This is a genomic window from Streptomyces aurantiacus, assembly GCF_027107535.1.
In the GTDB taxonomy this organism is placed as follows: domain Bacteria; phylum Actinomycetota; class Actinomycetes; order Streptomycetales; family Streptomycetaceae; genus Streptomyces.
In genome coordinates this window covers 7,050,998-7,071,540 of record NZ_CP114283.1, presented here as the reverse complement: position 1 = coordinate 7,071,540, position 20,543 = coordinate 7,050,998, and the positions used below count along the sequence as shown (strand labels likewise).

17 protein-coding genes are annotated in these 20,543 nt (G+C 73.3%); 10 read left to right on the top strand and 7 right to left on the bottom strand.

Going from position 1 to position 20,543, the window contains the following annotated elements; all coding sequences use genetic code 11:
* Positions 1 to 6: 6 nt before the first annotated feature.
* Positions 7 to 768 carry an SDR family oxidoreductase gene (locus O1Q96_RS33400; RefSeq protein WP_419586989.1) on the bottom strand — a complete coding sequence of 254 codons (762 nt, stop codon included), beginning with the start codon at positions 766 to 768 and terminating at the stop codon, positions 7 to 9.
* A 129-nt stretch (positions 769 to 897) separates the two neighbouring features.
* Here O1Q96_RS33400 and O1Q96_RS33395 point away from each other — a divergent pair, with 129 nt between their 5' ends.
* Positions 898 to 1,527, top strand: coding sequence for a dihydrofolate reductase family protein (locus tag O1Q96_RS33395; protein ID WP_269251704.1), 630 nt, complete (start codon positions 898 to 900; stop codon positions 1,525 to 1,527).
* Positions 1,528 to 1,560: 33 nt separating this feature from the next.
* Here O1Q96_RS33395 and O1Q96_RS33390 read toward each other — a convergent pair whose 3' ends face one another.
* The 3 genes from O1Q96_RS33390 to O1Q96_RS33380 all read right to left on the bottom strand — a co-directional run bounded on the left by O1Q96_RS33390 (position 1,561) and on the right by O1Q96_RS33380 (position 3,934).
* On the bottom strand, positions 1,561 to 2,793 hold the full coding sequence (locus O1Q96_RS33390) for a PP2C family protein-serine/threonine phosphatase (RefSeq protein WP_269251703.1): 1,233 nt from the start codon (positions 2,791 to 2,793) through the stop codon (positions 1,561 to 1,563).
* A 355-nt stretch (positions 2,794 to 3,148) separates the two neighbouring features.
* Positions 3,149 to 3,544, bottom strand: a complete 396-nt coding sequence (locus tag O1Q96_RS33385; RefSeq protein ID WP_269251702.1) for a guanyl-specific ribonuclease — start codon at positions 3,542 to 3,544, stop codon at positions 3,149 to 3,151.
* 183 nt (positions 3,545 to 3,727) lie between these two features.
* Complete coding sequence (locus O1Q96_RS33380) at positions 3,728 to 3,934, bottom strand: hypothetical protein (protein ID WP_269251701.1); 207 nt, start codon at positions 3,932 to 3,934, stop codon at positions 3,728 to 3,730.
* Between the two features lie 168 nt (positions 3,935 to 4,102).
* Here O1Q96_RS33380 and O1Q96_RS33375 point away from each other — a divergent pair, with 168 nt between their 5' ends.
* Together O1Q96_RS33375 and O1Q96_RS33370 are read left to right on the top strand one after the other, a co-directional pair.
* Complete coding sequence (locus O1Q96_RS33375) at positions 4,103 to 5,368, top strand: sensor histidine kinase (protein ID WP_269251700.1); 1,266 nt, start codon at positions 4,103 to 4,105, stop codon at positions 5,366 to 5,368.
* Positions 5,369 to 5,519: 151 nt separating this feature from the next.
* Positions 5,520 to 6,191, top strand: coding sequence for a response regulator transcription factor (locus O1Q96_RS33370; protein ID WP_269251699.1), 672 nt, complete (start codon positions 5,520 to 5,522; stop codon positions 6,189 to 6,191).
* Positions 6,192 to 6,294: 103 nt separating this feature from the next.
* Here the strand turns inward: O1Q96_RS33370 and O1Q96_RS33365 are convergent, their stop codons facing one another.
* Positions 6,295 to 7,308 (bottom strand): Gfo/Idh/MocA family protein, encoded by a 1,014-nt coding sequence (locus O1Q96_RS33365; protein ID WP_269251698.1) that lies wholly within the window; start codon positions 7,306 to 7,308, stop codon positions 6,295 to 6,297.
* A gap of 117 nt (positions 7,309 to 7,425) precedes the next feature.
* On the opposite strand from O1Q96_RS33365, the gene O1Q96_RS33360 reads away from it, so the two are divergent.
* From O1Q96_RS33360 to O1Q96_RS33340, 5 genes are all read left to right on the top strand, one after another.
* Positions 7,426 to 8,175, top strand: a complete 750-nt coding sequence (locus O1Q96_RS33360) for a GntR family transcriptional regulator (protein WP_269253827.1) — start codon at positions 7,426 to 7,428, stop codon at positions 8,173 to 8,175.
* Between the two features lie 471 nt (positions 8,176 to 8,646).
* The gene (locus O1Q96_RS33355) at positions 8,647 to 9,831 is read left to right on the top strand and encodes an ROK family glucokinase (protein ID WP_269251697.1); all 1,185 of its coding nucleotides are present in this window, start codon (positions 8,647 to 8,649) and stop codon (positions 9,829 to 9,831) included.
* A complete protein-coding gene (locus O1Q96_RS33350) occupies positions 9,828 to 10,409 on the top strand; it encodes a sugar kinase (RefSeq protein WP_269251696.1) in 582 nt (193 codons plus the stop codon). Before O1Q96_RS33355 ends, O1Q96_RS33350 begins: the two co-directional genes overlap by 4 nt.
* A gap of 93 nt (positions 10,410 to 10,502) precedes the next feature.
* The gene (locus O1Q96_RS33345; protein WP_269251695.1) at positions 10,503 to 13,343 is read left to right on the top strand and encodes a DEAD/DEAH box helicase; all 2,841 of its coding nucleotides are present in this window, start codon (positions 10,503 to 10,505) and stop codon (positions 13,341 to 13,343) included.
* 1,184 nt (positions 13,344 to 14,527) lie between these two features.
* On the top strand, positions 14,528 to 16,714 hold the full coding sequence (locus O1Q96_RS33340; protein WP_269251694.1) for an SWIM zinc finger family protein: 2,187 nt from the start codon (positions 14,528 to 14,530) through the stop codon (positions 16,712 to 16,714).
* A gap of 16 nt (positions 16,715 to 16,730) precedes the next feature.
* Here O1Q96_RS33340 and O1Q96_RS33335 read toward each other — a convergent pair whose 3' ends face one another.
* Positions 16,731 to 17,321, bottom strand: a complete 591-nt coding sequence (locus O1Q96_RS33335) for a TetR/AcrR family transcriptional regulator (RefSeq protein ID WP_269251693.1) — start codon at positions 17,319 to 17,321, stop codon at positions 16,731 to 16,733.
* A 280-nt stretch (positions 17,322 to 17,601) separates the two neighbouring features.
* Positions 17,602 to 18,288: an SDR family oxidoreductase gene (locus tag O1Q96_RS33330; protein ID WP_269251692.1), complete on the bottom strand. Its 687-nt coding sequence runs from the start codon at positions 18,286 to 18,288 to the stop codon at positions 17,602 to 17,604.
* A 115-nt stretch (positions 18,289 to 18,403) separates the two neighbouring features.
* Here O1Q96_RS33330 and O1Q96_RS33325 point away from each other — a divergent pair, with 115 nt between their 5' ends.
* Both O1Q96_RS33325 and pcaDC read left to right on the top strand, forming a co-directional pair.
* Positions 18,404 to 18,997 carry a TetR/AcrR family transcriptional regulator gene (locus O1Q96_RS33325; protein ID WP_269251691.1) on the top strand — a complete coding sequence of 198 codons (594 nt, stop codon included), beginning with the start codon at positions 18,404 to 18,406 and terminating at the stop codon, positions 18,995 to 18,997.
* Between the two features lie 196 nt (positions 18,998 to 19,193).
* Positions 19,194 to 20,495: a bifunctional 3-oxoadipate enol-lactonase/4-carboxymuconolactone decarboxylase PcaDC gene (pcaDC, locus tag O1Q96_RS33320; RefSeq protein ID WP_269251690.1), complete on the top strand. Its 1,302-nt coding sequence runs from the start codon at positions 19,194 to 19,196 to the stop codon at positions 20,493 to 20,495.
* Positions 20,496 to 20,543: the final 48 nt, after the last annotated feature.

The following is a 20,543-nucleotide window of genomic DNA, read 5'->3' as shown; positions in this document are numbered from 1 at the left end:
CCGGCGTCAGGCCGCATGCCCCCCGTCCACCGAGAACTCCGCTCCCGTGACGTACGCGGCCTCGGCGCCGGCCAGGTAGGCCACGGCGGACGCGACCTCGTCGGCCGTCCCGAACCGTCCCACCGCGGTCATCGCCGCCTGCCCCGCCGCATACGGACCGTCGGCCGGATTCATGTCCGTGTCGATCGGCCCGGGATGGACGATGTTCGCCGTGATCCCGCGCTCGCCCAGCTCCCTCGCGAGGGCCTTCGTCAGGCCGACGAGCGCCGACTTCCCGGTGGCGTACAGGGTGCCGCCGGGGCCCGGCACGCGCTGCGTCATGCACGTACCGATGGTGATGATCCGCCCGCCCGGTCCCATCCGGGCCGCCGCCGCCCGGGACGCGAGGAACACCCCTCGTACGTTCACGGCCAGGACCCGGTCGATGTCGGCGAGAGAGAGGCTCTCGATGGGGCCGAGCAGTCCGACGCCCGCGTTGTTCACCAGCACGTCGAGTCCGCCGAGGCCCTCGGCGGCGCGCTCCACGGCGGCCGACGCCTCGTCCGCGTCGGCGGAGTCCGCGCGGAGGGCGAGCGCCCGCCGCCCCAGCGCCCGGATCCGCCCGACGACGTCGTCCGCCGCGTCCTTGTCGCGCACATAGGTCAGGGCCACGTCGGCGCCCTCCCGGGCGAGCCGTACGGCCGTCGCCGCGCCGATCCCGCGGCTGCCGCCGGTCACCAGGGCCACTGTTCCGGTCATGCCTGCTTGTGTCGTCGTCTGTGAGGTCATGTGCCCATCCCAGCGGCCACGGCCCCGGGACGCTGGCGGCGAACGGACACCGAGTTCACCGATGAGTTGCGGGCGCCCCGAGGGTCTGAGCTGATGACAGGACATCCGGCGCGAAAGAAGGCACCCGTCATGGGCAAGCTCGTTCTCACCTCGTTCATCACCCTGGACGGCGTCCACCAGGCCCCCGGAGGCCCCACCGAGGACCCCAGCGGCGGCTTCACCCAGGGCGGCTGGAGCGTCCCCTACGGCGACGACGACTTCGGGCGGTTCGTCACCGAGGTCTTCTCCGACGTGGGCGCCTTCCTGCTCGGCCGCCGCACCTACGACATCTTCGCCGGGCACTGGCCGAGGATGACCGACCCGGCCGACCCGGTCGCCACGAAGCTCAACTCCCTGCCGAAGTACGTCGCCTCGTCGAGCCTCACGGACCCCGAGTGGGCCGGCACCACCGTGATCCGCGGCGACCTCGCCGAGGAGGTCACCGCCATCAAGGACAAGACCCGGGGCGAGGTGCAGGTCCACGGCAGCGGTGCCCTCGCGCGGTCCCTCCTGGCGCTCGACCTCGTCGACACCGTGCACCTGCTGTCGTTCCCCGTCGTCCTCGGCGCCGGACGCCGTCTCTTCGCCGACGGCGGCCTACCGACCGCGTTCAGGCACACCGCGGCGCGGGTCACGGGCGCGGGCGTGACCATCCACACGTACGACCTGGCAGGACGCCCCGAGTACGGCACGTACGAACTCCCGGACGCGGGCGCGTGACCCGCGCGGCCGGGCCGGGCGCGGCGGAGTCGGTCAGAGGCGGATGACGACCAGAGCGGTGTCGTCGGTGTTGCCGGTGGGGGACAGCAGGTCGGTGAGCAGGGCGTCGGCCAGGGCTTCGGGGCCGGACCGCCGGTGCCGGGTCAGGGCGGCGGCGAGGCGGGCCAGCCCGGCGTCGATGTCCTCGTCACGGCGTTCGATGAGGCCGTCGGTGTAGAGGACCAGGGTGGCGCCCTCGGTGAAGGGAATGCGGGCCTGCGGGCGCCGGTGGTGCTCGGGGCGGGCCGCGAGCGGGGGATCGGTGGCCTGGTCGAGGAAGGTGACGGTGCCGTCGGGGTGCAGCAGGGCCGGCGGGAGGTGGCCTGCGCAGCTGTAGGTGACGGTGTGGCTGTCCCAGTCGATGAAGGTGGTCACGACCGTGGTGGACTCGGCGCCCTCGACGAAACGGGCGTACAGGCCGAGTGCCTCCAGCGCCCGGGCCGGGCCGCCGGCGACACGGCACGCGGCGCTCAGGGCGCTGCGCAGCTGTCCCATGGCGCAGGCGGCCGCCAGGCCGTGGCCGACGACGTCACCGACCGCGACCGCGAGGTTCTCGCCGGGCAGGTCGACCAGGTCGTACCAGTCGCCGCAGACGTTCAGGGCGTCGATGGCCGGCTGGTAGCGCACGGCTGCCTCGTGCGGCCCGATCGGGACGGGTGCGGGCAGCATCGCCGACTGCAGGGCCAGAGCGACCTCGCGCTCCCGGGCGTGTGCCTGACGCAGCCGTTCGTTGACGTCCTGCAGTTCCCGGGCGCGGGTGTACAGCTCGGCCTCCAGCACGTGGGCGTCGCGGCTGTCGTGTCCGGGGCCGCCGCGGGCACGGATGAGTTCGGTGACCTCCTCGACCCGGTGCACGACGAGCACCACCTTCCCGTCGGCACCGAGGACGGGTGCGTTGACCGGGCTCCAGTAGTGCTCTCCCCAGTGGCCCGGGCGCGCGGGGTCCTCGATGTCGTAGCGGAGCAGCGCCATCGTGTCGCGCTCGCCGGTGGAGACGACCCGCAGCATCGACTCACGGGTCTCCCGCATGCCCGCGGCGGCCGGATCGTTCGGGTTCTCGGGGAAGACGTCGAAAATGTAGCGCCCGAGCAGTTGTTCGCGGGTGCGGCCTGCCAGCCGCAGGAAGTCCTCGTTGGCGTCGATGTACACCAGCTCGGGGGTGAGCAGTGCCACCATGCCGGGCAGGGCCCGGAAGACCGCCGCGTAGTCGATCTGCGGTTTCCTCATGTGCTGTCTGCCTCGACACGGGTCGTCATTGCGTGATTTTCCACGATAGACGTAACGCGGCACGGGCGGAGCACTGATCGCTCCGAAGCCCGGCCGTCGGCCCAGGCCGCCCTCGGGTTCCTGCCCGGCCCGTGCCGCCGGAGCGGCGACGGGACCGGCGAGAGGAAGGACCGCTCCGGCGACACCCGTGAGGCTGCGGGACGGGCGGCGGCGGTTGAACGGGACTCGCCCCGCGACAGGTGTGGGGGGTCGCGGGGCGAGGTCTTCGCGCGTGCTGTGCGCCGTCCGGCGGAGACCGGCGGCCCGGTTGAGCGCGTACCGGGCCGCCGGCGGTTCCGGCGGACGGAGTGGTGGTTCAGCAGCCGTAGTTGACCAGCCGGAACGAGGCGTAGTGGTCAGCCGTGTAGTAGTCCTCCTGGTGCTCCTCGCCGGTGACGATGCGGCGGGCGCCGCGCGTCGAGGAGCCCGGGGTCTTGACCGTGTACTCGTGGTAGTACCCGGAGGACTGGCCGGGAAGAATGCCTTCCCGGTTCTGGAAGACACTGCCGTCCTGCGAGTAGGGGTAGGGGCCGCCCTGCTCGATCAGGTCGAGCGTGTCGTGCGCCTGGGACGGCAGGCTGCCGTAACAGACGCTGCCGACCGCCGCGGCGGACGTGTCCGCGGCGTTGGCGGTGACGGTGCCGCCGATGAGGAGGGCGGACAGGACAGCGCCCGCGGCGCCGATGCGAGTGATCCGTGGGGGGAATCTCATGCCTTCATGATGACGCGCGTAGATGGTGGCATGTCAATGACAACTCTGTGGAGTTTCCCGACAAGTCCGATGAGTTTTCCGGGAGTTAACCTCGGGACCGGCGTCCCTGCGAAGGCCTCGCGGCGGTGCGGGCGATGCCTGTCCGGACACCGCCTATCCGGACACCGCCTATCCGGACACCGCCTATCCGGTCTTGCGGCTCTCGGCGGCCGCGAACAGCGCGAACGACAGCACCAGCAGCGCGACGCTCCCGTAGATCTCGCGGCCGTCGAGAAGGCCGAGCCGCTGTACGAGACCCCAGTCGCGCATCCACCCGGTGAACTCGTGCACCAGGCCGACCCCGCCCTGCAGCAGGGCGATCACGCCGAGAAACTCCAGAACCTGCTTCATACGAGGATCCTCGCCCCGCCGTCCCCCGCGTTCATCGGCCGCGGGGCGAGGCCCGGCCGACGGAAGTCCCCGGTGGCGCCGGGGGCCCCGCCGAAAGTCTGCCGCGTCTGCGACTTTGGTAGATGATCAGGCGTCCGGGGCAGTGCGAGCGGGCGCGGATGCGTAGATTTGTCGACCGTGAGTGATAGCGCGCCGCTGCCGAACCCCCCGACCACCTCGGTGCGCCGGTGGTTCCTGCCGTCGGCCGTCACCTCGGAACTGGACCCGGACCACACCGGTCGCAAGGGACGCCCGCGGCGCACCGCGCGGGACTGGGCCGTCGACTTCGCCTGTTTTCTGATCGCCGTCGGAGTGGGCCTGCTCGGCGCCGAGGAGGCGACGAAGGACCCCACCCTCCCGTACGCGGTGGAAGTCCTCGACCAGTGGCTCGGCGCGCTCGCCTGTGCGGCCGTCTGGCTCCGGCGGCGCTGGCCGGTCGGCCTGGCCGTGGCGATGGTGCCGGTCGGCTTCGTGTCGAACAGCGCGGGCGGCGCGGCGATGGTCGCCCTGTTCACGCTCGCCGTGCACAGGCCCTTCAGGTACGTCGCGTGGACGGCGGGCGCCAGTCTCGTGCTGCTGCCCGTCTTCTACTGGCTGCGCCCCGACTCGGAGCTCCCGTTCGTCGTGATCGTCGGCCTCGGCGGGCTGCTGACCGTCGCGGTGGTCGGCTGGGGCATGCTCGCGCGGGTCAAGCGGCAGCTCATGCTGAGCCTTCGCGACCGTGCGTGGCGGGCGGAGACCGAGGCGGAGCTGCGGGCCGAGCAGGCCCAGCGGCTGGCCCGGGAGGCCATCGCACGCGAGATGCACGACGTCCTCGCCCATCGGCTGACCCTGCTCAGCGTGCACGCCGGGGCGCTGGAGATCCGGCCGGACGCCCCCCGGGCGGAGGTGGCGCGGGCCGCCGGGGTGATCCGCGAGAGCGCGCACGAGGCCCTCCAGGACCTGCGGGAGATCATCGGGGTGCTCCGGGCCTCCGGCGACGACGGCGACGAGTCCGGGCGGCCGCAGCCGACGCTCGCCGCCCTGGAGGGGCTGGTCGCCGAGAGCCGCGAGGCCGACATGAAGGTCACACTCGACAGCAGGGTCGTGGACGCGGCCGACGTCCCCGCCTCGGTGGGCCGCACCACGTACCGCATCGCCCAGGAGTGCCTGACCAACGCCCGCAAGCACGCCCTGGGCGCGGAGGTCGCGGTCACCGTGGCCGGCGCCCGGGGCCCCGGCGTCACCGTCTCCGTGCACAATCCGCCGCCGCCCGGCGACGTCCCCCACGTCCCGGGCTCGGGGCAGGGCCTCATCGGTCTCACCGAACGGGCCACGCTCGCGGGCGGGCGGCTGGAGCACGGGCCCGCCGAGGACGGCGGTTTCCTCGTGCACGCGTGGCTGCCCTGGAGTTGAGGACGCGGTGTGAGCCGGTGCGCGACCGGGCGCGCGAGCCGGAGCGTGCGTCGTGCGCCCGGCCGCGGCGGCCCGCGCGAGGGGGCGCCGTCCCCGGACGAGCCCGGGAAAAGGGTGCGGTCCGGTGGGGCGGTGTCATTACGGTAGGCGCATGACTCCGATCCGTCTGCTCCTCGTCGACGACGACCCGCTGGTCAGAGCCGGCCTCTCCTTCATGCTGGGCGGCGCCGACGACCTCGAGATCGTGGGCGAGGCCGCCGACGGCGGCGAGGTCGAAGCGCTCGTCGACCGTACGCGCCCCGATGTCGTCCTCATGGACATCAGGATGCCGAGGATGGACGGCCTGGTCGCCACGGAACGGCTCCGGGGCCGCGAGGACGCCCCCCAGGTCATCGTCCTCACCACTTTCCACGCCGACGAGCAGGTGCTGCGCGCCCTGCGCGCGGGGGCCGCGGGCTTCGTCCTCAAGGACACCCCGCCCGCGGAGATCCTCCACGCCGTACGCCGGGTGGCGGCCGGCGATCCCGTGCTCTCGCCCACCGTCACCCGGCAGTTGATGGAGCACGCCGCGGGCGGCGCGCTGGACACCCGGCGCACGACGGCCCGTACGCGTGTCGCCGCCCTCAACGACCGTGAGCGCGAGGTCGCCGTGGCGGTCGGTCAGGGCTGCTCGAACGCCGAGATCGCGACCGGACTGTTCATGAGCGTGGCCACCGTGAAGACGCACGTCTCCCGCATCCTCGCCAAACTCGACCTCAACAACCGTGTGCAGATCGCCCTGTTGACGTACGACGCCGGACTTCTGGAGGAGGACGGGCGCTGAGGCCCGGGCGGTGCGGCCCAGCCGGTGCGGGCGGCGGGGCCGCCCGGCCCGGGCGCCCCGGCGGCATCCGTCCCTCGCCGGTGGCGCCGTCGCGGCACGGAAGTCAGTCCCGGCCGCCCGGGATCTCCGCGAGGTGGACCGCCCTGCGTCCGTGCCGGGACAGTTCGCACGCCTCCGCGATCCGCAGCGCGTGCAGCGCCTCGCGCCCGTCGCACGGGTTGGCCCGCTCGCCGCGCACCACCTCGACGAACGCGTGCAGCTCCGCCTCGTACGCGGGCCCGAACCGCTCCAGGAATCCCGTCCACGGCTTGGTCGCGGCCGGCGGCCCCGCCGCTTCCGTGGAGGCGATGGGTGTGCGGTCGTCGAGCCCGACCCCGATCTGGTCCAGCTCTCCGGCCAGCTCCATCCGTACGTCGTAGCCGGCGCCGTTCAGGCGGGTCGCCGTCGCCGAGGCGAGCGTGCCGTCGTCCAGTGTGAGGACGGCCGCCGCCGTGTCGATGTCGCCCGCCTCGCGGAACATCGAGGGTCCGGTGTCCGACCCCATCGCGTACACCTCGGTGACCTCGTGCCCGGTCACCCACCGCAGCATGTCGAAGTCGTGCACCAGGGTGTCCCGGTACAGCCCGCCGGAGAGCGGCAGGTACGCGGGCGACGGCGGTGACTGGTCGGAGGTCATGGCCCGTACGGTGTGCAGCCGGCCGAGCCGGCCGGAGCGCACCGCCTCGCGCGCGGCCGTGTAGCCCAGGTCGAAGCGCCGCTGGAACCCCATCTGCAGGATCGTTCCGGCGGCTTCGACCTCCGCGATGGCCGTCAGTGTGCCCGCCAGGTCGAGGGCTATGGGCTTCTCGCAGAAGACGGGAAGCCCGGCCCTTGCTGCCCGACCGATCAGTTCGCCGTGGGCCGATGTGGCCGCGGTGATGACCACGGCGTCCACGCCCCAGGTGAAGATCTCGTCCACGCCGGGCGCCGCCGTGGCGCCTAAGCGGTCCGCGAGCCGGCGTGCCCGTGCGGGGTCCGCGTCCGTGACGATGAGGGAGCCGCCCACCTCGCGGTGACGACTGAGGGCGGTCGCATGAAATGTACCGATACGACCCGTCCCGATGAGTCCGATGCGCATGGGACCAAACTGAGGGCGGACCCTACACCCTGTCAACGCTTTGTCCGGACAACCGAACTTCACAACTTCCCGTCATCATTCACCGGAGCTACGCTCGGGCCCGTGCCGAAACCAGATGTGGACCCGACCGCGCCGCTCCAGCTCAGCGTCGACCGGAACAGCCCGGTGCCGCTCTACTTCCAGCTGGCCCAGCAGCTCGAAGCGGCGATCGAGCACGGCGCCCTGACCCCTGGCAGCCTGCTGGGCAACGAGATCGAGCTCGCCGGACGCCTCGGCCTGTCCCGCCCCACGGTCCGCCAGGCGATCCAGTCCCTGGTCGACAAGGGCCTCCTCGTGCGCCGCCGGGGCGTGGGCACGCAGGTCGTGCACAGCCAGGTCAAACGCCCGCTGGAGCTCAGCAGCCTCTACGACGACCTGGAGGCGGCGGGCCAGCGCCCGGCGACCCGCGTCCTCGTCAACACCGTCGTCCCGGCGTCGGCCGAGGTGGCGGCCGCCCTGGCGGTGGCGGAGGGCAGCGACGTGCACCGGGTGGAGCGGCTGCGCCTGGCCCACGGCGAGCCGATGGCGTACCTCGGCAACTACCTGCCACCCGGCCTCCTCGACCTCGACAGCTCGCAGCTGGAGGCCACCGGCCTGTACCGGATGATGCGCGGCGCGGGCATCACCCTGCACAGCGCCCGCCAGTCCGTCGGCGCCCGTGCCGCCACGCTCGTGGAGGCCGAGCGCCTCGACGAGTCCGAGGGCGCCCCGCTGCTCACCATGCAGCGCACCACCTTCGACGACACGGGCCGCGCCGTCGAGTTCGGCTCCCACACCTACCGCGCCTCGCGCTACTCCTTCGAGTTCCAGCTGCTCGTACGCCCCTGACCTGGTACGACTCCTCGGCTGCGGGGGCGCCGAGCGTATTCCCCACCGGGTTCACCGGTGCGGGCGGAGCGCGTCCAGGACGCCCGCGAGCCAGTGCCGGCCAGGCACAGGGCCGCGGCGGACCCACTCGCCGAACCGGCGCCAAAATCACCCACTCGGGTGATGGAGACACCGTCCGGGGCATCACCTGGAACGGCGCGGAGCGGACGCGTCCGAGAAAAACATCTCCGCGGACGACCCGATCCGCCGATTGGCGGGTGGCGGCGAGCCGGACGACCTCCGCCCCGGAGCTGGAAGCCGCCTGCCCCGACAGTGGGATTCCCGGGGGCGCGGGCGACGGTGCGACCAGCCACGACGAACCCGCGCCCCACGGACGACCGGCGGCTCACCGGGCCGCCCCGGGCGTTCCCGGTGCGGAGCGAGGGGGCGCCGCCGTGCAGTCCGGCCGCGGCGTGCGGCAGAATCGGCGCGATGAGCACCTACCGCGACCTCGCACTCCCCAAGGCGCTCGGCTCCGCCAGAGCCGCGGGCGCCCCCATCGGCTCCCGCCGGTCCACCGTCCTGCGCACCGTGGGCACGCGTGAGCGCCGTTCCCACCTGACGGCACCGCGCGTACCCACCGTCGGCATCGACATCGGCGGTACGAAGGTGATGGCGGGAGTCGTCGACGCGGACGGCAACATCCTGGAGAAGGTCCGCACCGAGACCCCCGACAAGTCCAAGAGCCCCAGGGTCGTCGAGGACACCATCGTCGAACTGGTCCTGGACCTCTCCGACCGGCACGACGTGCACGCGGTCGGCATCGGCGCGGCCGGCTGGGTCGACGCGGAACGCAACCGCGTCCTGTTCGCGCCCCACCTGTCGTGGCGCAACGAGCCCCTGCGGGACCGTATCGCCGGACGCCTCGCCGTTCCCGTACTGGTCGACAACGACGCCAACACGGCCGCCTGGGCGGAATGGCGCTTCGGCGCGGGCAGCGGCGAGGACCACCTCGTCATGATCACGCTCGGCACCGGAATCGGCGGTGCCATCCTGGAGGACGGGCAGGTCAAGCGCGGCAAGTTCGGTGTGGCCGGCGAGTTCGGCCACATGCAGGTCGTACCCGGCGGCCACCGCTGCCCGTGCGGCAACCGCGGCTGCTGGGAGCAGTACAGCTCCGGCAACGCGCTGGTCCGCGAGGCCCGCGAACTCGCCGCCGCCGACTCCCCGGTGGCCTACGGGATCATCGAGCACGTCAAGGGCAACATCTCCGAGATCACCGGCCCGATGATCACCGAGCTGGCCCGCGAGGGCGACGCGATGTGCATCGAGCTGCTCCAGGACATCGGCCAGTGGCTCGGCGTCGGCATCGCGAACCTCGCGGCCGCCCTCGACCCCTCCTGCTTCGTCATCGGCGGGGGCGTCAGCGCCGCCGACGACCTGCTGATCGGCCCCGCGAGGGACGCCTTCCGACGCCACCTGACCGGCCGCGGATACCGCCCCGAGGCCCGGATCGCCCGCGCCCAGCTCGGCCCCGAGGCCGGCATGGTCGGCGCCGCCGACCTCGCACGCCTGGTCGCCCGCCGCTTCCGGCGCGCCAACCGCCGCCGCGTCGAGCGCTACGAGCGGTACGAGCGGTACGCCGAGTCCCGCCGCTCGGCGCAGGAGACGCTGTGACGGCCTCGCTGCCGCGCCAGGCCTCGCCCCCGGACGAGCCACCGCGGCCGCCCGAGGACCGGGGCCGCACGATCCGCCGCCGTGCCCTGACACTGCTGATCATCGTGCTGCTCATCGGCGTCCCGGCCGGCTACCTGGTGATCTCCGCCAACCAGAGCCGCGACAGCGGCAAGGACAAGGAGGCGAAGTACTCGGCGACCGGCCTCACCCCGGGCTGGCCCTCCCGTGTCCAGCGCCGCCTGTACCAGGTGCCCATCCCGGGCTACTCGGCCGAGGTGGCGTACTACGAGACGAACAACTGGAAGACCAGCCGCCTCTACGTCCAGTTCCTCACCAGCGACGAGGCCCTCGACCACTTCCTCAAGACCATCGGCACCAGCCGTGCCGCCCTGAAGAAGGACGACCTCGCCATCGGCGCCCGTGACCAGCGGGTCGTCGGCTGGGAGTTCACGGGACCCGGCCCCTGGTCGGGCCTCAGCCACGCCAGGAAGAACCCGACACCCACGCAGGACATCGTCGTGAACTGGTCGAAGCCCGGCCACCCCATGGTCTACGTGGTCTCCAGAACGACGCCCTGACCGCCCCGCTCCGCCGCCGAGCCGCATTGTCGGACCCGGCCCGTAGAGTCGAGGACGAGTGATCCGTCCGGGGCGAGGGAGGTGGCCGGGAGCATGAATGCGGGGGAGACGCGTGCCGATTCCGGCGCCGCGACCGAGGTGTCCGTCCGGCTGGCCGCCGTGTTCCTGCCCGCCGCGCTGCCCCGCGACGGGCGGATGGCCTTCTGGGACGCGGACGGCGAAACACCGGTCTCCGCCCCGGACACCGAGCTCACGGTCGTACGGCGGCACGGGACCGGTGCCCGACGATGGCCGGCCCCCGCACTGACCCTGCCCGTCGCTCAAGCGCTGCCCCTGCTCGTCCGGGCCAGGCGTGACCTTGCCGCACACCCCGCCACGGCCTGCTGGGGCGCCGCCGCACTGCACGCGCTGCGGCTCGTCGCGCGTGGTCGCCTGCTCCCGGGTCTGACAGCCGACGGATACGACGCCTGGCGGGCCGGCCCCCTGGACCCGGACGACATCGCCCACCTGCGGGCCGTCGCCGCGGCCCTCCCGTTCGAGGGGTACGCCGTCCCCCTGTCGGGCAGTGGCCCGCTCCGGCTGCCCGACCCGGAAGCACTGACACGTGCCTTCCTGGACGCGGTCGCCGACGCCCTGCCCCGTACCCCGGCCGCTCCGTACGCCGCCGGGAAGCCCTTCGCGGCCGGCGGGCCCCAGCGACTGCCGGGTGCCCAGGACTGGGCGGCGGAGGTCGCCGCGGGCATGGACGCGGGCGTCCGGATCTCCCTGCGCCTGGACCTGTCGGCGTACGAGCTCTTCGACGACAGCGAGGGCGCGCGGCGGGCGGGCGCGGCCGTCGTCCAGGTGCACAGTCTTGCCGACCCCACCCTCGTCGTCGACGCCGCGAGCCTGTGGGCGGGCGCCGCCGACACCACGTTCGGCCCGCGCGCCCGTGTCGACGCAGCCCTCGCCGTGCGGCGCGCCGCCCGTGTCTGGGCGCCCCTGGACCGGCTGTCCGGGCAGGACGTGCCGGACGTACTGGCGCTGTCCGAGGGTGAGTTGTCGGACCTGCTGGGTGTCGCGGCGACCCGCCTCGGTGCGGCCGGGGTCGCCGTGCACTGGCCCCGTGACCTTGCCCAGGACCTGAGCGCGGCGGCGGTCGTCCGCACCGCGCCGGGCTCGGCCACGGACGGTACGGGCTTCTTCGAGAGTGAGGAACTGCTCCAGTTCCGCTGGCAGTTGGCGCTGGGCGGTGATCCGCTCAGCGAGGCGGAGATGGACGCCCTGGCCGAGGCCCACCGCCCCGTCGTCCGGCTGCGGGACCAGTGGGTGCTCGTCGACCCGGCCCTGGTCCGCAAGGCCCGCAAGCGCGAACTGGGTCTGCTCGACCCGGTCGACGCCCTCTCCGTCGCGCTCACCGGCAGCGTGGAGGTCGACGGCGAGACGGTCGAGGCGGTGCCCGTCGGCGCGATCGCCGCACTGCGCGACCGTCTGACGGCGGGACTGCTGCCCGCCGAACCACCCCCCGCCCTCAAGGCGACCCTCCGGGACTACCAACTCCGCGGACTGGCCTGGCTCGACCTCATGACGTCGCTCGGTCTCGGCGGCTGCCTCGCCGACGACATGGGGCTCGGCAAGACCGTCACGGTCATCGCCCTCCACCTGAAGCGGGCACGCACCGAGCCGACCCTCGTCGTGTGCCCCGCCTCGCTGCTCGGCAACTGGCAGCGGGAGATCGAGCGGTTCGCCCCCGGGGTGCCCGTGCGCCGCTTCCACGGACCGGAGCGCTCCCTGGCCGACATGGACGGCGGTTTCGTCCTGACCACCTACGGCACGATGCGGTCGACGGCGCCGCGGCTCGCCCAGCAGGCGTGGGGCATGGTCGTCGCGGACGAGGCCCAGCACGTCAAGAACCCGTACTCGGCGACGGCCAAGGCCCTGCGGACGATCCCCGCACCGGCCAGGGTCGCCCTGAGCGGCACACCGGTGGAGAACAACCTCTCCGAGCTGTGGGCCCTGCTCGACTGGACCACGCCGGGGCTTCTCGGCCCGCTGAAGTCCTTCCGCGCCCGGCACGCACGCGCCGTGGAGAACGGCGAGGACGAGGAGGCCGTGGCCCGCCTGTCCCGCCTGATCCGGCCCTTCCTGCTCCGGCGCAAGAAGTCCGACCCGGGCATCGTCCCCGAGCTGCCGCCCAAGACGGAGACGGACCATCCCGTCCCCCTCAGCCGCGAACAGGCGTCCCTGTACGAGGCCGTGGTCCGCGAGTCGATGCTGGCCATCGAGACGACGGAGGGCATCGCCCGGCGCGGCCTCGTCCTGAAGCTCCTCACCGCGCTCAAGCAGATCTGCGATCACCCCGCGCTGTACCTGAAGGAGGAACCGGACGGGCGTCCCAGCGGCTCCGGGGCGGCTCGGCAGGCCGCCCGTTCCGGGAAACTGGCCCTGCTCGACGAGCTGTTGGACACGTTGCTCGCGGAGGACGGCTCGGCGCTCGTCTTCACGCAGTACGTGGGAATGGCCCGGTTGATCACGAACCATCTGGCGGCGCGGGCGGTCCCTGTCGAGCTCCTTCACGGGGGCACGCCGGTGGCGGAGCGCGAACGGATGGTGGACCGTTTCCAGAGCGGAGCGACGCCGGTCCTGATCCTGTCCCTCAAGGCGGCCGGGACAGGCCTCAACCTCACGCGCGCGGGGCATGTCATCCACTTCGACCGCTGGTGGAACCCCGCAGTCGAGGAACAGGCCACCGACCGCGCCTACCGCATCGGCCAGACCCAGCCCGTCCAGGTGCACCGCCTCATCACCGAGGGCACCGTCGAGGACCGCATCGCCGACATGCTGGCTTCCAAGCGGGCCCTGGCGGACGCGATCCTCGGCTCGGGCGAGGCGTCCCTGACGGAGCTGACCGACCGCGACCTGTCCGACCTGGTGTCGCTCCGGAGGTCCGCGTGATGGCTCCGAGGGATCGACGGGACAAGGCGGACGGGCCGCACGAGCATCCACCGGGCGGGCCGGACGTGCCGACGGACGAGCGTCCGCCGACCGGGCTGGGAGTGCCGAAGGAGGGGCGCCCACCGACCGAGGCCGAGGTGCCGACGGACGAGGGCCCGCCGACTGTGCCGGGTGCGTCGCACGACGAGCCTTCGCCGTATGACGCGGGCGTGTCGCCGGACGGGACGAGTCGGGAAGAGCCCCGCCTGGTGAGGGGAACCGACTCGGCCGCAGGGGCCGGCCGGACGCAGGAAGGCTCCGAGACGGAGGAAGGCTCCGAGACGGAGGAAGGCTTCGAGACGGGGGAGGCGCCGCAGGGCGATGGAGTGCCGCCGGACGAGGGGGCGCCCGAGGCCGACCGGGTGCGGCAGGAAGAGGGGATGTCCAAGGCCGCCGACACGGTGCCTCCGGCCCACGACTCTGGCCCCGCGGGCTCTCGCCCGGTAGAGGGGACGAGGCCCGCCGACGCCGCCCGCCGTGCCCTGCGTGCGGCCCGGCGTGGGGATGCCGGTATCGCGGGTTCGGGCCCGGCGGGGATGTCTCCCGCCCCGTCGGGGGCGCGCCCCGCGTCCGTGGCGCACCCGGCGTCGGGCAAGGGCTTCGGGCCGGGCGCGCGCCCGGCGTCGGGCGAGCGCTCCGGGGTTGCCGGGCGGGGCAGGGGAGTCGCTGAGGGGGCCCCGGCGCCAGGGCCTCGGCCTGGCGATGTCGCGCGCGAGGCACTGCGGCGGGCCGTGGGCCGGACCGGGGGTGGCGCCGCTGTCGCGGGGACCGAGGGCGCACAGGGGACCCCGGATCCCGGACACACCACGGGACCGGATGCCGAGAAGCCGGGCGCCCCGGGCTCGCGTCCGGCCCCGGCCGCCGACTCGACGGCGACAGGCCGACCGGACACGGCCGCCGAGCCGTGGGCGGGCGGTCGACGCGGGACGACTCCCGAGTCACCGTCCGTCAGTCGGGCCGACGCGGGCCCCGAGTCGCCGCCGAGCGGTCGGCCCTCGGCGGCCTCCGAGTCACCGCGGACCAGCCGGCCCCCCGCGCGCTTCGGTTCGACGGCGGCCGGTCCCGCTGACGCCGCCCCCGAGCCGTCGGGAGGCGGTCTCCCCGAAGCGGTCTCCGAGCCTGCGCCGAGTGCTCGGCCCGATGAGGTGTCCGGGGCGCCGGAGAGTGGTCCGCCCGGCGCCGCTTCCGCCGCGGCGCGCCCCGGCGACGTGGCCCGTGAGGCCCTGCGTGCCGCGCGAGCCGAGGCAGAGCGGGAGCGAACCGCCGCGCACGGCAAGGGAGTCGGGGCCCGAAGGCGACGTGGCGGCGCCGAGCCGGCCGCTCCCGGACCGCGTCCGGCCACGTCGAACCGCGAGGCCGCGGCCAAGGTCCGCGAACTGGCCGAGAGGCTGGGCGGCATCTTCGAGCTGTCGTCCCGACTGGAGAGGGAGGACGGGACGGACGGGCCCGACACCGATCCGGGCATCGCGCATCGAGCGGTGCCACCCGGCGCCGACGGAGACGGCCGGCCGGCCGGCACGGCCACCGACCTCGGGCCCCGGCCTGGCGGCGCCGACGTGCGCGGCCGGTGCGGCGACGCCGAGGCAGGGCCCCGTTCTGACGACGCCCCGCCCCGGGTGGCCGACGCCGACGCCCAGTCCGCCGCCGGCCGGGAGCCCGACCGCGCCTCGGCTCCGGGCTCCCGCACCATGCCCACCGACGATGGCGCCTCGGCGCACGGCCGGACGGGACGCGATGCCCTGTCCGAGTCGGTGTCCGACGACGACCTCTCGCATCTCGCCGAGGGTGCACCCGACACCGAGTCGGGCGCCGCCCCCAGAGCTGACAGCGCCATCGATACCGGTCCCACTGTCGACACTGGCTCCACCGTAGGCATCCACTCCGGCAGAAGCCCCGGCACGACCCCCGACTCCGGCCCCGGCAACACGCCGGTCCCCCCCTCCGGCACCGGCCCCGCACCCGCGCACCGACCCCGGCCCACGCGCCCCCCGGGACCGGCCGACTCCGACGAATCGTGGCCCGAGCCGCACTCCCGCCCCGCGCAGAGCCTCCCGGCGGCCGCGCGTTCCATGGCCGCCCCGGCCCGTGACGGTGAGCTGCGGCGTACCTTTCCCGCGCTGCCGCCGCGACCGCAGGGCGCCGACGGGTTCGCCGGGACATGGTGGGGCAACGCGTGGGTCGCCGCGTTGGAGGAGATGGCGCTGGACGCGGCGCGGCTCGGACGGGGCAAGACGTACGCGGGACAGGGGCACGTGGACGCCATCACTGTCACACCCGGGCTCGTGCTCGCCTACGTGCACGGAAGCCGTCCGCGACCGTACCGCGTGCAGATCCGGATGCGTACGCTCCCGGACGACGACTGGGAGCGCTTCCTCGACACCGCTGCCGAACACCCGGGCCACATCGCGGCGTTGCTCGACAAGGACCTTCCCCAGTCGCTCGCGGACAGCGGAGTGGGTCTGCTCCCCGGCCCCGGCGACCTCGTACCGCGCTGCAGCTGCCCCGACTCCGGCCACCCCTGCAAGCACGCGGCCGCTCTCTGCTACCAGACCGCACGGCTGCTGGACGAAGACCCGTTCGTCCTCCTCCTGATGCGCGGCCGGAGCGAGCGCGAACTGCTGGACGAGCTGTCCCGGCGCAACGCGACCCTGGCCGCCCGTTCGGCCCGTTCCACCAGGGAACCGGCACTCCCCGGCGTACTTGCCCGTGACGCCGTCGAGCCCCGTACGCTGCCACCCCTGCCGGCTCCGCTGCCCCCGCCGCCGCATCCGGAGCAGCCCCCGGCCTACCCGGCGTCCCCCGGCGGCCCCGACCCGTTCGCACTGGACCAGCTGGCCACCGACGCGGCCGCCCGCGCGCACGCCCTGCTCACCACGGGCCGCGACCCCCTCGCGGAGCTGACGCTCTGGCAGGACGCCGTCCGGCTCGCCGCCAACCGCCCGGGCTCCGGCCTCACCGCCACCACCCGCGCCCTCTACGCGTCCCTGGCCACCGCAGCGGGCCGTACCCCCGCCGATCTGGCTCGTGCGGTCGCCGCCTGGCGCCAGGGCGGACTGGAAGGGCTCGCCGTCCTGGAAGAACCCTGGGACCCTCCGGCGGGTCGATTCGACCGGGCCCGGCCACTCCTCCTCGCGGCGGACTTCCCCGCCTTCCGCCCGTGGCACAACCACCTCACGCACCCTCGTGGCCACATACAGCTCCGCCTCGGCCACGACGGCCTCTGGTACGCCTACGAGTCGGAACCGGGCCACGACGACTGGTGGCCCCGGGGCACCCCCGACCTCGACCCGGTCGGCGCTCTCACCGGCCTGGGCTCACCCACCGACGTCTGAACCGTGCTGCCGCGAGTCAGCGGGACTCCGCGATGCCGAACGCGGTCAGGGCATGGTGGACGCCCTCTTCGAGGAGCGCGTCGGAGAGCCGGCGGTCGGTCAGTGCCCGGGAGAGCTGCAGGGTCCCGATCATCATGGCGTAGACGCTGAGGGTCTTCGTGCGGGCCGACCGCGGATCGGCGGGCGCGAGCCGCTCGGCGATACCGTCGATGACCATCAGCACGCCGTCGGTGTACGCCTGCTTGGTCGCGTCAGCGCAACGCCCGATCTCGTCGAGGAGCGCGGCGGAAGGGCAGCCGTCCTCGGGGCTGTCGCGGTGCCGGGGCGACAGGTACCACCGCACGATCTGCTCGAGCCCGGCGATGCCCGGTGCGGCCTGCGCGACGACGTTCGCGTTCAGCGTGCTCAGCTGGTCGGCGACCGCGGTGGCGACGAGGTCGTCCTTGGAGTCGAAGTGGGAGTAGAAGGCGCCGTTGGTCAGTGCGGCGTCCGCCATGAGCGTCGAGATGCCCGAGCCGTCGATGCCGTCCCGCTTGAACCGGCGGCCGGCGGTCTCGATGATCCGCTGCCGCGTCACCTGCTTGTGCTCTTTGCTGTATCGGACCACTTGTTTCTCCATGCGCCGACGGAAGAGCCGCCCGCCCTCGTCGGCCCCTTCCCTGTGTGGTATTACGAACGTACTCCAATACTGGAACGCGGGCCGGCGGGGCGCTCCCCATGCTGCCCCGGAAGTATTCGGCCTCGCGCCGGCCCACCGTGCTCCCTGACTCCGGCCCCGATCCTGACCCTGGTCGCGACTTGGGCCCGCCCCCGATCGTCCGGGGCGGGTCGACCGTTCACGTCATCGTGACGACCACCTTGCCGGCCTTCGCCCGCCCAAGCGGGCTTCACGCCAGGTCCGGGACGGCGGCCAGGCCCTGCTTGACGTACCGGGTGGTGTCGTCGGCGAGGACTTCGAGCCGGCCCTCCTCGAGACCTGCGAGTGCCTGGGCGGCGACATCGGCGGGGTCGGCCTTCTGGTCGGCGGGGACGCTCGCGGCCATCTCGGTGTCCATGTATCCGACGTGCAGTGCCGACACGCTGATGCCTCGAGGTGCCAGCTCCTCCCGGCTCGCGTTGGTCAGCGCCCATCCGGCGGCCTTCGCCGCCGCGTAGGCCCCGAGGCCGGCGGGGTGTAGCCAGGAGAGCACCGACAGGACGTTGAGGACGGCGCCGCCGCCGTTGCCCTCGATGACCGGGGCGAACGCCCGGGTCACGGCGAGCGGCCCGAAGAAGTTCGTCTCCATCTCCAGCCGCACCGCGTCAGGGTCGCCGGCGATCAGAGGGGTGGCGGTGGAGATGCCAACGTTGTTCACCAGCAGTGTCGCGTCGGACGCGACGCGAACCGCGGCCCGGATCGACTCCTCGTCCGTTATGTCCAGGCGCAGCGGGATCACACCCGCCAGGTCGACGGTCTCGGGGCGCCGCGCCGCCCCGTACACCTTCGCGCCGCGCTCCAGGAGCTGGGCGGCCAGATGGCGGCCCAGTCCCCGGTTGGCGCCCGTGACCACCGCGACAGTGTTCTTCAGTTCCATGGCTGCTCCCAGTGCTGCGGGGTCCGGCAAGCCGGCCCGCCCAATTAGATTACGATCGCAATCTAAAGTCGAGCATAGAATAGATTGCGATCGACATTCAACTGGGAGGTGGCCGATGGGTCGTGCATCACAGGCGCAGGCGCAGGAGAACCGCGAGCGGGTCGTGAGGACCGCCTCCCGGCTGTTCCGCGAGCAGGGCACACACGTCAGCGTCGCCGACCTGATGAAGGCGGCCGGCCTGACCCACGGCGGCTTCTACAAGCAGTTCCCCTCCAAGGAGGCGCTGATCGACGAGGCCACCGCACACGCCTTCGGTGAACTCGCCCACCGCCGCGCAGCCGCACTGGAGCAGACCGCCGTCGAGCAGGGCGCCGAACTTGAGCAGCGCTCCGGTCGGCGTGCGGCCGCCCAGCAGGCGCTGATCGACGCCTACCTCTCCGTCGAGCACCGCGACAATCCGGCGGAGGGCTGCCCCGCCGCCGCACTCGCCCACGACATGGCCCGCGAGCCCGGCAGCCGTGAGGCCCACCGCGTCTACGCCGAGGGTGTGAGCGACTTCGCCGAGTTCCTCGCGACCGAGGACCAGGACGGCGTCACCCGGCTCTGCACCATGCTCGGCGCACTCGTCCTGGCCCGCGCCACCAGGGACGCCCCGCTCTCCGACGACATCCTCGCCGCCGCGCGCACGGCGTTGACGGAAACCGGCTGACACGGCGCACGAGGCGGAGGCCGGTGCCCTGCCGGCCTGCCACGTCGGCGTGCCGCAGGCCGACGTGGCGACCACCGGGGGGTGAGGTGAAGCCCGATGTGGAGGATCTTCGCGAGGTCACCACAAGAGGGGACGGACTGCACGGAGTTCCGACCCGGGCACGTGAGAAATCGTGAGATGTGGGAGTGTGAGCCGGGTGAGTGAGAGTACGCCCGGCATCCTGCAATACCGCTTCGACGGCCCTGAAGAGGCGCCGGTCCTGATCCTGGGCCCTTCGCTCGGTACCACCTGGCACATGTGGGACCGGCAGGTCCCGGAGCTCGTGAAGCAGTGGCGCGTCTTCCGCTACGACCTGCCCGGGCACGGCGGCGCGCCCGCGCATCCGACCGGGTCGGTCACCGAGCTCGCCGAGCGGCTGCTCGCCACCCTCGACGGGCTCGGCGTCCAGCGGTTCGGGTACGCGGGCTGCGCGCTCGGCGGTGCCGTCGGAGCCGAGCTCGCGCTGCGCCACCCGGAGCGCCTCGCGTCGCTCACGCTGATCGCGGCGTCCCCGCGCTTCGGTACGGCGGACGAGTTCCGGCAGCGGGGCGTGATCGTACGGACGAACGGACTGGACCCCATCGCGCGGACGTCCCCCGAGCGCTGGTTCACCGGCGGTTTCGCCGCCGCGCAGCCCGCGATCACCGAGTGGGCCGTGCAGATGGTGCGCACCACGGATCCCGGCTGCTACATCGCGGCGTGCGAGGCGCTGGCTGCGTTCGACATCCGTGCCGAGCTCGGCAGGATCGGTGTGCCGACGCTCGTCCTGGTCGGCTCGGACGACCAGGTGACCGGTCCCGCCGAGGCCCGCAACCTCGTCGCCGGAATACCGGACGCCCGCCTCGCGGTCGTCCCGGGCGCCTCCCACCTGGTTCCCGTCGAGCAGCCGGCCGCGGTCACTGATCTCCTCGTACGGCACTTCTCCACCGCCTGGCAGCAGCCGGCCTACGACACGTCGACCGGTCAGATGGCGATCGTGGTCCCGCAGGCGAGTCCGGTGCAGGTCGTGCCGCAGCAGATGATGTCGCCCGTCGCCGAGATCGCCCCCGCCCCCCAGCCCGAGGCGGTGCTGGGCAGACCCGACCCGTACGACGCCGGCATCAAGGTCCGCCGTGAGGTGCTCGGCGACGCGCATGTGGACCAGGCGCTGGCGCAGGCCGACGATTTCTCCGGGGACTTCCAGGAGTTCGTCACCCGTTACGAGTGGGGCGAGATCTGGGACCGGCCGGGTCTGGACCGGCGCTCGCGCAGCTGTGTCGCGCTCACCGCGCTGGTCGCGGGCGGGCATTTCGACGAGCTCGCCTTCCACATCCGGGCCGCCCTCCGGAACGGCCTCACCCCGGCCGAGATCAAGGAAGTGCTCCTCCAGGCGGCCGTCTACTGCGGCATGCCGGCCGCGAACAGCGCCTTCAAGGTGGCTCAGCAGGTCATCCGCGAGGAGACCACCCCCCAGGAGTGAGTGCCGGGCGACGCGCGCCGCGCGTGCGCCCGGAGGCAGGATGGGAGT

Excerpts from the sequence above, each read along its gene's own strand:
- O1Q96_RS33345 (WP_269251695.1), top strand. The coding sequence starts at position 10,503 with ATGAATGCGGGGGAGACGCGTGCCGATTCCGGCGCCGCGACCGAGGTG.
- O1Q96_RS33330 (WP_269251692.1), bottom strand. The coding sequence starts at position 18,288 with ATGGAACTGAAGAACACTGTCGCGGTGGTCACGGGCGCCAACCGGGGA.
- O1Q96_RS33370 (WP_269251699.1), top strand. The coding sequence starts at position 5,520 with ATGACTCCGATCCGTCTGCTCCTCGTCGACGACGACCCGCTGGTCAGA.
- O1Q96_RS33325 (WP_269251691.1), top strand. The coding sequence starts at position 18,404 with ATGGGTCGTGCATCACAGGCGCAGGCGCAGGAGAACCGCGAGCGGGTC.
- O1Q96_RS33355 (WP_269251697.1), top strand. The coding sequence starts at position 8,647 with ATGAGCACCTACCGCGACCTCGCACTCCCCAAGGCGCTCGGCTCCGCC.
- O1Q96_RS33380 (WP_269251701.1), bottom strand. The coding sequence starts at position 3,934 with ATGAAGCAGGTTCTGGAGTTTCTCGGCGTGATCGCCCTGCTGCAGGGC.
- O1Q96_RS33400 (WP_419586989.1), bottom strand. The coding sequence starts at position 768 with ATGACCTCACAGACGACGACACAAGCAGGCATGACCGGAACAGTGGCC.
- O1Q96_RS33385 (WP_269251702.1), bottom strand. The coding sequence starts at position 3,544 with ATGAGATTCCCCCCACGGATCACTCGCATCGGCGCCGCGGGCGCTGTC.
- O1Q96_RS33365 (WP_269251698.1), bottom strand. The coding sequence starts at position 7,308 with ATGCGCATCGGACTCATCGGGACGGGTCGTATCGGTACATTTCATGCG.
- O1Q96_RS33390 (WP_269251703.1), bottom strand. The coding sequence starts at position 2,793 with ATGAGGAAACCGCAGATCGACTACGCGGCGGTCTTCCGGGCCCTGCCC.
- O1Q96_RS33395 (WP_269251704.1), top strand. The coding sequence starts at position 898 with ATGGGCAAGCTCGTTCTCACCTCGTTCATCACCCTGGACGGCGTCCAC.